Below are 12,821 nucleotides of genomic sequence, written 5' to 3'. Positions count from 1 at the left end.
AAGAATATGAGTATTAGACACCGGGGGTGGAGATGGGGGGATGGGGAGTGTGGGAGGTGTGGGGGGTGTGGGGAGTGTGGGAGGTGTGGGGGGTGTGGGGAGTGTGGGAGGTGTGGGGAGTGTGGGAGGTGTGGGGGGTGTGGGGAGTGTGGGAGGTGTGGAGGTGTGGGGGGTGTGGGGAGATGAAAAGGAAAATAGTTGTGATTAAATTTCAAGATGGAACAAAAAGATAAAAAGTATTTCAGAACTCATGAGGATTTAGCCATTTATAAATTGGCGTTCTCAGCAGCGATGGAAATTTTTGAGCATTCTAAAAACTTCCCAGTAGAAGAAAGATACTCTTTAACCGATCAAATTCGTCGTTGTTCTCGTTCAGTTTGTGCCAATATGGCAGAAGCTTGGAGAAAACGTAGATATAAAGCTGCTTTTGTTGCTAAATTAAGCGACTGTGAAGCAGAGGCAGCAGAGGCTCAAGTTTGGTTGAAATTTGCAGTCAAGTGTCAGTACATTAAAGTTGAAAAAGCAAGAGAACTTTATGGAATTTACAATCAAGTCCTAAGTGGATTAGTTAAGATGATTACCCATTGTGATGATTGGTTACTCGACTAACTCCACACCTCCCCACTCATAGTATTTCTTGCGTAAGAATGCTATATCTGATCGGGTAGGAAAGTGTGGGGATAGGGAGAAGTTTTGACCAAACTCTTGTATAAAAAAATACATTTATGTGTGAATTTTATACTGAATAGAAAGTGATGACTCACCACTTTGTTAAAAACCTCCCACCCTTCCCACACCCCCCACACTTCCCATCCTCCCCATCCTCCCCACCCTTCCCACACCCCCCACACTTCCCACACCTCCCACACTTCCCACACTTCCCACACTTCCCACACTTCCCTAAGCAGGAGGAATAGTGTTTCCAGGTTCTTCATCTGGATCTTTCTCTTCTTGCGGACTCAATAGTAATTTTTCAATTTCAGGAGCATCTATGAAAGCAAAATTTAAAGTTGTTGCTTCAGATGGAGAACAAGCGATATAGCTGTCGCTAGACTTCGCCAACCCTCTCAAAGCAATAATGTTGGATAGTAAAGCAATAAGATTAAAGCTAATGAAACAAGATAACATTTGCATGACTCCTATATATGGTATTTATTTCCATCTCTATAAACCTCTTTGTATTAAGGAGCCAAATTTATGCGCTTATTTAATTTTTTGATAGTCCTGCATGGTAATGGTAGGATACATATTCTTTAATTTCTCTCATACTCCTCATCTCCTCATCTCCCCATCTCCTCATCTCCCCATCTCCCCATCTCCTCATCTCCCCATCTCCCCATCTCCCCATCTCCCCATCTCCCCACACTCCTTTACCATTACTATGCACCACCACCAATTTTTTTAGCAATGAAACCCAAGTTATATAACAGTCTAAGCAAAGGACGCGGAAATATTAAAAGCTTAAAACTCAGACAACGCCAGATTTTTCCTTTTTCCTTCTGCTATATAACTGCATAATTAAGAAATCTGCAGACAATAAGATAGAGTAACAATATCAACATTTTTTTTTCAGACAAATAAATAACTAAAAATAATAAAAATAACTTATATATCTTGCGTTCAATTAACTAGATATGCTAGGTTAAAAAGAAATCACAAATTCAGCAAAAAGCTTAGATTTATACTTAAACCAAGAGAAATAAAATCTCAAGGGAGATTTCAATCCCTCTTAAATTATCCTGCGCCTATAAGTCGAATCTTTCAATCCAAGCTGATAGTTGACAACTGTTAACTGATAACTTAATTTACAGTTAATTAAAAATTTTACCGAAAAATTGTGGGTATGCGCCTCCCCTTTTAAGGGGATAATAAGCGGTCGTTTGCGGAGCAGTCCGTTAGGATGGGATGGCGAGGTCTCCTCGCCATATCCAATCGACTCCTGTGAAAAAAAATTTCATTATTAGTCAATCCTCTTCAATTCATGGAGAGGTAATTATTCATTATTCATTATTCATTGTTGAAAACAGCCATAAGTAGAAAAAAATTGGTTAGTAATACTCCATAAACTCAGGATATAAATGGAAAATATCTTGACATAAATCTACAGAATTATCTCTGGAAAAAATTATGTAATAGCAAATTAAAAAAATCATGATAAATCGTAGAATTCATTAATCAAATTGGTATAATACATCAATTATAGACCAGAGATTAAAGTGAATATTTTTCAGACATAGCAATAGACAGGTAAGTTAAGACATAAACTGAGGACGATCCGAATAAGGGAAAATTTTTTTCCCACTGTTCCCTGGTATACGACATCTATATCAAAGGTAAAAATATGATTTTTAATAGAGAAAATAAAGACAAATTTTCGACTTTTTTCAATATAGAAGAAAAATCAAACAAACTAGAAATAACCAGTCTGCAAAAAGATCTGAAGTTAGCCAAAAATATCCATAGTTTATCTCAATTAAACCCAGAAGCAAATGAAGATTTTTTTGCGAAAATTTTTGTTAAAGAAGTGCTAAAAAACAATCAAACCAAGCTAGAAAAAGAACACTTATCAGCATATTTAGAAGAACCCTGTTTCTGGCTGGCGACTCAAGAACTTAATCAACAATTGGCACCTATAAAATGGCAAGAATTAGATTGCTTTCAAGAGGCAAGAAAAATTGCAGCGGAACCTAGAAAAATATTTTCTACATATAATTTTACTGACACTGCAGTGAGAACCTGGGCAGAACGACAAATAAAATATAAGGTCAGAGACAAAGCTTATTTAGGCAAAGAAATTTGTAAATATGCAACTTGGGCTTTACCTAAATATCTAAGTGAAAAAATACTTAGAGAAGCACTAAAAGTCAAGTCAGGAATTAGGGTAAAAAAAGAAATTGAAAGTCTTGTTTTAGCAGTCAAATCTTACAAAGAAATTTATAACAGCAACCAACCAGAAAAAAATGCAGGAAAGCTACCAGAGCCAAATCAAAAACAGTGGGAAGATATTAAAAATTATTATAATCTACGATGTTCTAGTTATAACAAGAAATTATCCTCCGATCACAGTGATTCTCTAGAATTAATAACTAATTTTCAGCAAATTAGAGACAAAATCATCACCTGTGAAAAAGTAGCAAGAGCCTATTGTTGTATTGTTGAAGAGGTTGATACAAAAGCAACAGAAAGAATTGCTGATAGTAAGACAGAAATTATTCCAGTTAACGATAGAGAGGCTGAAATAGAGGGTGAAGAAAAACAGCAAATAATCTCAGTGTGTTTGTCTGAGTTTTCCAAGCTAACACCAGAATATCAGAAACTAATGCAATTATCTTACGGCTTGAAAATCTCGCAAATGGAAATGGAAGAGATATTTGGTTTAGACCAATCTCAAATATCTCGAAAAATTAAAGGGTGTGAAAAAAAGCTATTAATGGCTTTGGTGAAATGGTGTCAAGCAAATTTTGAAATTCCTCCAAATGAAGGAATTATCAAAGAACATAGTCAACCTTTGAAAGACTTGTTAAAAGAATATTTTCAGCAACAATTTCATGGGGCATTACAGGAAAATTTATTAGACAAGCAAAAGGAAAAAATTATGATGTTGCGACTATATTACGGTGAAAGATTAAAGCTAGAGACTGTGGCAGAAAAGTTAAAAGTTTCTCAGCAAACAGTTGCGGGAGAAATTGAGATAGTGCAGCACAACCTACAGATATTTTTACAGCAATGGGTAAAGGAAAAAATGGAGATTTGTTTACCAATGTCTACCAATAAAAGAATCGCCAATTTTGTAGAGGAATGGTTGAAAATTGCGCCTTATGCGATGTGGTATTGAGAGTGTGGGAGGTGTGGGAGGTGTGGGGAGTGTGGGGGGTGTGAGGAGTTTGGGAGGTGTGGGAGGTGTGGGAGGTGTGGGAGGTGTGAGGAGTTTGGGAGGTGTGGGAAGAAATTAAATAGGTGGTAGCGCATTGTAACGGTCATGCATTGCTTGGCCATGTTTGTTACGAGAACAGTGGGAGTATCTTGCTCCCGTGCCAGGTATTCTTCTTTGCTATAAACATTAGACATCTCCAATAATCACAAATAAAATCAATTATCGTACAGAAATTATCAATTATTTCCCCCTACTCCCTACTCCCTACTCCCTCTTTTCTGGAGATGTCTATTACGGGAGCAGGACTTCCTTCTTTCTTCTTTCCTCTTCCCTTTTGCCTTTTCCTTCTTTCTTCTTTCTTCTTTCCTCTTCCCTTTTGCCTTTTCCTTCTTCCTTCTTCCCTCTTCCTTCTTCCTTCTGAATATAAATAGGAAAAATAAAAAATGACATTAACTTTAGATCAATTAACAATAGTATTTCCAGACCAATTATTATTAGAAATTTCCCCAGAAGAAACCGAGCAACTCTGGCAAGAATCTCAAAATTATTCTAATGGTGTAGCGCGGTGGAATGCTTATTTGAATCGTCTTTGTTTAAATATGACTATTCAATATTTAACAGAAGATACACAACCAGAAGAAATACCACAAATATCACTAAACTTAGAAACTTTAAGTCAAATTTGGGAAGTGGTCAACGGTAGTGTGATTTCCATGGGAGAAACTAGAATTATTCTCATACCAACAGAAGAATTAGATACAGAAGAATTTGCCATTCCCCAGGAGTGGGTAGACCTACCAAGTTGGGTAGGTGACTATTATTTGGCAGCGGTGGTGGAACAAGAAGAATGTCGGATGAGAATTTGGGGTTACACCAGTTATCAAAATCTCAAAAGCAAAGCAAATTATAACGAATTAGATCGTATCTATTATTTAGGGCAAGAATTTATGACTGAAGACTTAAACGTCATGTGGGTAGCGCGAGAAATTTGTCCCCAGGCAAAACCATCCGTTGAGGCAATAGAAAGTTTATCTTTAGATGAGGCAACTGCTTTGGTGGGACAGTTGGGGCGATCGTCTCCTTATTCTCCCAGGTTGGAGGTGGAGTTTGAGAAGTGGGGAGCGTTGTTAGAAAATCAGAATTTATTGCAGATGTTGTATGAGCAGAGGTTGGAAGGCGATCGCTCGACTGCTACAAATTTACTGCAATGGTTTGATGGAATATTTGAAACTGGTTGGCAAACTATTGAGGAGGTTTTAAATTTTGAGCAAGCAGAAATTGGTTATAGTTTTCGTAGTTCAGTGAGGATATCCCGGGGTAAAAAGATTGATTTAGGAATGCGAGTTGCTGAGGAGTCGGTAGCTTTAATTGTGCATTTACTGTCAGAAACTGAGACAGAGAAAGATGTGAATATTCAAGTACATCCGATGGGGGAAGAAACTTATTTACCACCGGGAGTTAAGTTAATAGTTATGGATGAGTTTGGGGAAGAATTAACATTTGTAGAATCTCGCGATGCCGATAATTTTATTCAGTTAAATTTCACTACTGAAATAGGAGAAAAGTTTAGTATTGCTGTGGTGTTGGGAGAGGCGAGAGTTATTGAAGAATTTTGTTTGGAATAATTAGGTGAGTGTGGGGAGTGTGGGAGGTGTGGGGGGTGTGGGGAGTGTGGGAGGTGTGGGGGGTGTGGGGAGTGTGGGAAGGGTGGGGGGTGTGGGGAGTGTGGGGAGATGAAAAGGAAAATAGTTGTGATTAAATTTTTAAGATGGAACAAAAAGATAAAAAGTATTTTAGAACTCATGAGGACTTAGCCATTTATAAATTGGCGTTCTCAGCAGCGATGGAAATTTTTGAGCATTCTAAAAACTTCCCAGTAGAAGAAAGATACTCTTTAAGCGATCAAATTCGTCGTTGTTCTCGTTCAGTTTGTGCCAATATGGCACAAACTTGGAGAAAACGCAGGTATAAAGCTGCTTTTGTTGCTAAATTAAGCGACTGTGAAGCAGAGGCAGCAGAGGCTCAAGTTTGGTTGAAATTTGCAGTCAAATGTCAGTACATTAAAGTTGAAAAAGCAAGAGAACTCTATGGAACTTACAATCAAGTCCTCAGTGGATTAGTCAAGATGATTACCCATCCTGATTATTGGTTACTCGACTAACGCGAGTAGATTTTTTAACCTCCCAGACCTCCCACCTTTCCCACCCTTCCCACACCTCCCACACCTCCCACCCTTCCCAGACCTCCCACCCCTCCCACACCCTCTTCCTTCTTGAAAAAATTATGGAAAATTATCGTTGCAGAAATCTCCGAGGTCGTTCTTTTAAAAATCAAGACCTCTCCCATGAAGACTTTTCTTACTCGGATCTTAGAGGTGCAAATTTTGCAAATGCTAATCTTACAGGAGCTAACTTCAACTATGCTTTAGCAGGATTAACAAAAGCTTGGAAAATCATACTTTCTATTTTGATTGTTTTCTTTTGCACAACCTCAGTCTTTGCCACATTTACAGCAGTTTATATTCCCCTGAAATTTCTTATTCCTAAATCTTCTCATCCTATTCCCATTCAGATTGGTTTCTTAATTTTTTTACTCCTGGAACTTATCAACATTGGCACATTATTAATCACAATTCGGCAAGGAATCAAAAAAGCTTTAACATACTTATTCCCTGGCGTTCCCCTAATGATGTTTATCATTCCCGGATTAGCAGCTTTTGCTATGAGTGAAAAAAATCTCTCAAAATGGTTCAATGTTTTGAGAATTACTCAACCTCTCTCCCCTGAAATTATCGAATTTTCAAAAGAGTTAAAAGCTTTCAGAAGTGGCAATCTTATTGATGGAGTAACTAACCTACTAACCGACGCTGAATCTGTAAATATAGTCGTCAGTATAATTGTCAGTCTAATTATTTCTGTCGGGGCAATATTAGTATTAATTACCACCCTGAGTCTGGCAGTAATTTTAGCTGAAATAAAATCTGAAAAACACCAGAAAAATTCAGTCTTATTTTGGTCGATAATTTCGACAATTATTATCGCTGGAGGTATGCTAAAAAATAATGTCCTGAAAAATATAGACCATCGCTATGGAATTATATATAGCTCGGAACCTACAAAGGCAGTCATTTTGGCTATTGGCAATTATGTAATAGGAATGATTCTATCTATATTATTAATCTCCATAGCTAGTTATCTCGCCAAAAAAATCTTAGCTGAAGACGAAAATAATCTAACTATTCGCCGACTTGCCGTTGCTATTGGAGCAATAGGAGGAACGAATTTTAAAAATGCCAATCTTACCGAGACTAACTTTAGTAATGCCTGCCTAAAAAGTACCGATTTTAGATTAGCTAATGTCACTCATACCCTCTGGCGCAAAGCCGAATATTTAACATTTGCCAGAATCGGAACCACAATATTAATCGATCCAAAAATTCGAGAATTGTTAGTGACCGGAAATGGCATAAATCAACAATATATAAGTGTGAATCTTCGAGGGGCAAATCTCAGAAATGCCGACCTAACTGGAAGTAATTTAACAATAGCAGATTTGAGTGAAGCTGCTCTGGAAGGTGCTTGTTTGGATGGAGCAAATTTAAAGGAAGTTTTGGCAATAGGTACTAATTTTACCGAGGCAAAAATGACAGGAGTTTGTTTAGAATCTTGGAATATTAATCACACTACTATTTTGGAGGAAGTTGAGTCGGAATATATCTATTTATTAGAGTCGGCAAAACCACAAACAAATGACAGGGAGTGTCGTCCTAGTAGTGGAAATTTTGCACCGGGAGATTTTACAAAATTATTTACGGCAAATTTTCATACTGTGGATTTAATTTTCCGTAATGGTATTGATGGGAAAGCTTTTATGTCTGCTTTTCAACAGGTGCAAAGAGAAAATGAAGGGATAAATATGGCAATTCAAAGTATGGAAAATAAAGGGGATGGGATGGTGGTAATTAAAATTAGTGTGCCTGCGGAAGTAAGTAAGGGAAAAATTCATCAGCAGTTGACTCAGATTTATAAGGAAGGTGTGGGTAAGTTGGCAGAAAAATATCAGGAAAAATCTATTAGTCAGGAGGAAAAAATCTTGCTCTATCGTCAGTATGGTGAATATATGATGTCTTTAGTTTCTCAACTTTTGATTGGTCAAGAGCTAGTTTATCCACCTCATATTTTGCCGAAAACTGCGAGTATAAGTCAGTCTAGTTTGACCGATGCTTTGGCAGAATTAAGAATAGCAATAGAAGCAGAAGTTTGGTTAACTCCAGAGGATAAGGAGGAGGCATTTAGGCAAGTAGATATTTTGGCAAAAGTGGCAGATTTTTCTACAGCAGAAAATGAAGAGTTAGCTAAGTCAGCGATAAATATATTGAGAGAAATAATAGATAAACATCCGGCGGCGGAATGGATGGCTTTCGCAGTTAATAGTTATCAAAGAAGAAAAACTATAGGGAAAAGGGAATAGAAATTATTAATATTGAACTTTAACTTTACCTAAATTTTGCCACAAGTACATAAATTTTACTTTTAAAGACAAAGAGATTAATAAAGGTGAAAAAAATGGAAGCCATACAAATGTTATTTTGTTTCATTGTAAGCAAACAGCTATCAACAGTCAGCTATCAGCAATTAGTAATGAATAATTACTTACAAGGTTTTGTCTAGAAACTTTGGCAGTAACTTTTGATTATTTTTTAATTTCAAAGGTTGCTTGTACGCAGACCCAAAATTAATAGCTGATAGCTAATAGCTGACAGCTGAATGCTTATATTACTAGCCAACTTTACTCTGACAAAATTCCTTTGATACCCATCTAATGCTACTACAGCAAAAACCATCCAAACAAACGTTCTACATAAATCGGCGTTGCTGAATTGAAGTATGAATGTGCGATGGTTTGGTTCTGGTAAAGCCCCCGCGCATCCCCCAATTTTGGGGGACTTTTAGAGTTTTATTCCCCCCAATTTTGGGGGGCTAGGGGGGCAAAATCATACCCATAATCAGCAACGCCCATAAATCAATATCTCAGGAAATTTTTAACATGAATTGCCCATTCCAAAACAATACTTCTCTCAAGGTACTCCCCTGTAATTACATTCAACATACCCAAAATACAAACATTATGTTTTGCACTGTCTGTCGCGATAGTTTTGATATTAGAGATATTAAAAAGTTCGATCGCTCCTTCTCTAGTGCTTTGTTCTTTTTATTAGTAGGAATTATTGCTAGCCTCATCTTAATGATGAACAAGATTAATTTAACAGATAATCCCTCAAATTCTAACCAGAGAAATGTATCCACAGAAGCTAAGTATTTGAATTAATTAAAATTATGCTGTCAAATATCAAACCTGAAAAAGGGTACAAATTCTGATTTGCCTTATTTTTCTTTTTGAATGTAGTTTCCTAACCTAAATCTGTAGTTTTCTACCAATAATTCCCCCTTTTCTAAGGGGGTTAGGGGGGAAATATTTCATCAGTTAACTACATAAATAAATTTTCTAATTAATTTTTCAGGAGCAAATAATTATGCTAATTCATTCATCAAGAAAACCTAGAAAAAAGTCTCCTAATAATTCCCCCCTTTCTAAGGGGGGTTAGGGGGGATATCTTTTCAGTTACCAGTTAACAGTTATCAGTTATCAGTTATTAGTTATTAGTTATTAGTTATCAGTGGACTGAAGAATAAATTTTCTCAGGAGGTAAATCTAATATCAGTTGTTAGTTAACAGTTATTAGTTATCAGTGGACTGAAGAATAAGTTTTCTCAGGAGGTAAATCTAATGCTAATATCATGTCCGCTAAAACACTGAGAACTTGCTCGTTATTTTGCCCCCCTAGCCCCCCAACTTTGGGCAGGGTCTATTTATTGTCACTAGAGAAAAATTTATGGGGAGATGGGGGAATGGGGAGATGGGGAGATGGGGGGATGGGGAGATGGGGAGGTGGGGAGATGGAGAGATTTGTATATTTGCATAATTTTTTGTATTTCTTATGAATATTCTCTGACGACAAAGAATTAGCCCTGCCCAACTTTGGGGGGAACAAGAGTAAATTTGCTTGCTCTAGTCCCCCAATTTTGGGGGATGCGCGGGGGCTTAGATGACTCTAATTAATTTTTAAGAGGTAAATTTAATGTTAATTCATTCATCTAAACAACCACGGAGAAATCTTCAAGGTCGTTCATTTAAAAATCAAGATTTGACTGGTGAAGACTTTTCTTATGCAGATATTAGAGGAGCAGATTTTACTGGAGCAAATCTCACGGGTGCTAAGTTCAATTATGCTTTAGCAGGATTAACAAAATCTCAGGTTATTAGATTATTTATTATTACAACTATCCTATTTATAACTGCAGGTATTGCAGGATTTATGGCTGTCTATGTCCCCTCACATTTTTTCCCTGATATATCAAAGGAAATAAATCATTTTGTTGCAGCTATTTTAATACTTCGAGTATTTATCAATATTGGTTTATTAGTAATTACTATTCGTCAAGGAATTGCAGAAACAACAAAATATTTACTTTATCTAGTTTCTCTAATGATACTAACAATTCCAATACTTGCAGGTTTAGGAATGAGGGAGAAAGATCTTGATGAGCGTTTGGGTTTTTTCGGAATTTCAGAAGCACCAAATTGGGTTGTTTGGTTATTAGAAAAATTCAGAATGTTCGGGACTAGCGACATGATCGATAGTGTAAATTATTTCTTCAATAGCAAAGAAGATGCGAATCCTACTCTGGATACAATTACCTCTCTGGTGATCTCTACAGGGGCAGTATTTGTATTAATTTTCACTCTCAGTTTGGGAGTGATTTTAGCTGAAATTATCGCTGAAAAATGGTTAGCAAATAGAGCAGTAACAGGAATTTTAGTATTAATTATTGGAGGAGGGATTATTTCAAATTCTTTTAGAAGTCGTCCTTATCCGTGGATTCTTGCTATCACATATATAGCTTTTTATTCCACCTTAATATTAATAACCAAACATCTGGCAAAAAAGATATTAGCTGAAGACCAAAATAATCTTTTTCTCCTCCGACTTGCTGTTGGTATTGGAACTCTAGGAGGTACCAATTTTAAAAATGCTAATTTAACCGATACCGACTTTAGTCATGCCATCCTTAAAAGCACAAATTTTCGATTTGCTAATGTCACTCGTACATTCTGGCGACAAACCAAATATCTAAAATTTGCCAGAGTCGAAAAAACTATATTAGAAGATATAAAAGTCAGAGAATTATTAATAAGTGGATGGGGAAAAAACCAAGAATATATAGAAGCAGACTTAAGAGGAGCAAACCTCATGAGTGCCGACCTTACTAACGCCAATTTAAAACTAGCAGAATTAGGGGAAGCTTCTCTAAAAGCTGCCTGTTTAAACAATGCAAATTTAACGGAAGTATCAGCAATAGGCACTAACTTTACCACCGCCCAAATGTCAGGAACCTGTCTAGAAGGTTGGAATATCGACCACACTACTATCCTCGATAATATTGAATCAAAATATATCTATTTATTAGAGAAACCAAAACCAGAAACAGACGATAGAGAACGTCGCCCTAGTAGTGGATATTTCCAATCAGGAGACTTTACAAAATTATTTGAAGAAGTCTTGGATACTGTAGATTTAATATTCCGAAATGGAGTAGATGCCAAAGCATTTATGTCATCTTTCCAAGAAGTACAAGGGGAAAACCAAGACATTCCCATGAAAATTAGAGGTATGGAAAATAAAGGTGATGGAGTAGTAGTAATTACCATTGATGTACCCCCAGAAACTAACAAAGAAAAAATCCATCAACAGTTTCTCCAATTCTATGATCAAAATCTCAGAGTACTAGATGAAAAATATCAAAAAGAATTACAAGAAACCAAACGACAGATAAATCAAAATATTCAGGAAAGTGAGAGAAGTACTCAGATAGAGTTGGCAAAAATCAAGAAACAAAATGCTCGCTCAGAAGAACAAAAGGATTACATGATGTCTTTGGTTGAGCAGATATTTCAAAAATCAACCTCTGCTAATTATTTGGTTACTCTCAATTTTGCAGGAGGAAGTTTTGAAACAGGTTTTCCAGTTATTAGAGCAAATATTTGGTCAGACAGTCATCCTTTACCAATTTCTTTTGCTAGTAACTTACCCTCAAATTTAAAAATTCCTCAGCTTTATCAAGACTGGAGCAAAAAATATGAACAATTAAGACAATGCTATGTAAATTTAGACTTGCTTCCTAGAATCAAAATGAAGGAAGAGCAGACAACAAATTTTTCCAAAAAAGATATAGAGAAGAATGCTCAGAAAATAATTATCGAGATTCGGGAATTAGAGAAAGAATGGAAAATTATCCTCAACAATTGGTTAAACAGTTCAGATTTTAACCGCATAGAAAAGGAACTACGGACTAAATTTAATTTCTCAGATAAAGTCCGACTAATTATCCAGTCTGAAGATAATTTAATGCAACGTATTCCCTGGCACTTATGGAATTTTTTCTCAGGTTATCAATTTGCGGAAGCTGCTATAGGTCTGCCAGAAGCTAACCGAGTAGAAAAGTTAAATACTGCCAGGGAAAAAATCCGCATCTTAGCAATTTTTGGAGATGACAAAGGTATAAATGTTGAGGCAGATAAACAATATTTGTCTAGTCTCTCCAGCAAAGCCGAAATTATCTCTCTAGTTAAACCAAGTCGCCAAGAACTAGACCAAAAATTATGGGATGAAAAAGGTTGGGATATTCTTTGTTTTTCTGGTCATAGTGAAAGTAAACCAGATGAGAGTACCGGATGTTTCTATTTGGGAAATCAAACAACAATAACAATAGAGGAATTAGAAAATTCTCTGGCAACAACAATTAGGAAAGGTCTACAGTTAGCCATATTTAATTCCTGCGATGGATTAGGTTTAGCCAGACAATTTGCTAAGTTACATATTCCGGCA

At 36.5% G+C, this 12,821-nt stretch carries 14 protein-coding genes; 10 read left to right on the top strand and 4 right to left on the bottom strand.

The features are described 5' to 3' along the window. Positions 1 to 40: 40 nt before the first annotated feature. Both F6K23_RS38520 and F6K23_RS38515 read left to right on the top strand, forming a co-directional pair. On the top strand, positions 41 to 208 hold the full coding sequence (locus F6K23_RS38520) for a hypothetical protein (protein WP_293166197.1): 168 nt from the start codon (positions 41 to 43) through the stop codon (positions 206 to 208). An 8-nt stretch (positions 209 to 216) separates the two neighbouring features. After that, complete coding sequence (locus tag F6K23_RS38515) at positions 217 to 609, top strand: four helix bundle protein (RefSeq protein ID WP_293166195.1); 393 nt, start codon at positions 217 to 219, stop codon at positions 607 to 609. A 41-nt stretch (positions 610 to 650) separates the two neighbouring features. Here the strand turns inward: F6K23_RS38515 and F6K23_RS38510 are convergent, their stop codons facing one another. The 3 genes from F6K23_RS38510 to F6K23_RS38500 all read right to left on the bottom strand — a co-directional run bounded on the left by F6K23_RS38510 (position 651) and on the right by F6K23_RS38500 (position 1,393). Further along, positions 651 to 896, bottom strand: coding sequence for a hypothetical protein (locus tag F6K23_RS38510; RefSeq protein WP_293166193.1), 246 nt, complete (start codon positions 894 to 896; stop codon positions 651 to 653). A gap of 4 nt (positions 897 to 900) precedes the next feature. Further along, positions 901 to 1,128: a hypothetical protein gene (locus tag F6K23_RS38505; protein WP_293166191.1), complete on the bottom strand. Its 228-nt coding sequence runs from the start codon at positions 1,126 to 1,128 to the stop codon at positions 901 to 903. Between the two features lie 79 nt (positions 1,129 to 1,207). Continuing rightward, complete coding sequence (locus tag F6K23_RS38500; RefSeq protein WP_293166199.1) at positions 1,208 to 1,393, bottom strand: hypothetical protein; 186 nt, start codon at positions 1,391 to 1,393, stop codon at positions 1,208 to 1,210. 948 nt (positions 1,394 to 2,341) lie between these two features. Between F6K23_RS38500 and F6K23_RS38495 the strand changes: the two genes are divergently transcribed. Further along, entirely contained in the window at positions 2,342 to 3,835 is a 1,494-nt protein-coding gene (locus F6K23_RS38495) for a hypothetical protein (RefSeq protein WP_293166189.1), read from the top strand. After that, positions 3,819 to 3,953 carry a hypothetical protein gene (locus tag F6K23_RS38490; protein ID WP_293166187.1) on the top strand — a complete coding sequence of 45 codons (135 nt, stop codon included), beginning with the start codon at positions 3,819 to 3,821 and terminating at the stop codon, positions 3,951 to 3,953. The genes F6K23_RS38495 and F6K23_RS38490 overlap by 17 nt, the downstream gene beginning before the upstream one ends. A 212-nt stretch (positions 3,954 to 4,165) precedes the next feature. Here F6K23_RS38490 and F6K23_RS38485 read toward each other — a convergent pair whose 3' ends face one another. Continuing rightward, positions 4,166 to 4,324, bottom strand: coding sequence for a hypothetical protein (locus F6K23_RS38485; RefSeq protein WP_293166185.1), 159 nt, complete (start codon positions 4,322 to 4,324; stop codon positions 4,166 to 4,168). Between F6K23_RS38485 and F6K23_RS38480 the strand changes: the two genes are divergently transcribed. From F6K23_RS38480 to F6K23_RS38455, 6 genes are all read left to right on the top strand, one after another. Further along, positions 4,318 to 5,499: a DUF1822 family protein gene (locus tag F6K23_RS38480; RefSeq protein WP_293166183.1), complete on the top strand. Its 1,182-nt coding sequence runs from the start codon at positions 4,318 to 4,320 to the stop codon at positions 5,497 to 5,499. The genes F6K23_RS38485 and F6K23_RS38480 overlap by 7 nt on opposite strands. An 8-nt stretch (positions 5,500 to 5,507) precedes the next feature. Beyond that, positions 5,508 to 5,633, top strand: coding sequence for a hypothetical protein (locus F6K23_RS38475; protein WP_293166181.1), 126 nt, complete (start codon positions 5,508 to 5,510; stop codon positions 5,631 to 5,633). Between the two features lie 9 nt (positions 5,634 to 5,642). Beyond that, on the top strand, positions 5,643 to 6,035 hold the full coding sequence (locus tag F6K23_RS38470; protein ID WP_293166179.1) for a four helix bundle protein: 393 nt from the start codon (positions 5,643 to 5,645) through the stop codon (positions 6,033 to 6,035). A 122-nt stretch (positions 6,036 to 6,157) separates the two neighbouring features. Then, positions 6,158 to 8,344 (top strand): pentapeptide repeat-containing protein, encoded by a 2,187-nt coding sequence (locus tag F6K23_RS38465; RefSeq protein ID WP_293166177.1) that lies wholly within the window; start codon positions 6,158 to 6,160, stop codon positions 8,342 to 8,344. A gap of 576 nt (positions 8,345 to 8,920) precedes the next feature. Beyond that, on the top strand, positions 8,921 to 9,202 hold the full coding sequence (locus F6K23_RS38460; protein WP_293166175.1) for a hypothetical protein: 282 nt from the start codon (positions 8,921 to 8,923) through the stop codon (positions 9,200 to 9,202). Positions 9,203 to 10,013: 811 nt separating this feature from the next. Beyond that, positions 10,014 to 12,821, top strand: a 2,808-nt coding sequence (locus F6K23_RS38455) for a pentapeptide repeat-containing protein (protein ID WP_293166174.1), incomplete at its 3' end; no start/stop codon positions are given.

Source organism: Okeania sp. SIO2C9, from assembly GCF_010672455.1.
Lineage (GTDB): Bacteria > Cyanobacteriota > Cyanobacteriia > Cyanobacteriales > Microcoleaceae > Okeania.
The sequence above is the reverse complement of the archived record's forward strand: the minus strand, read 5'-3'. Positions and strand labels throughout refer to the sequence as shown.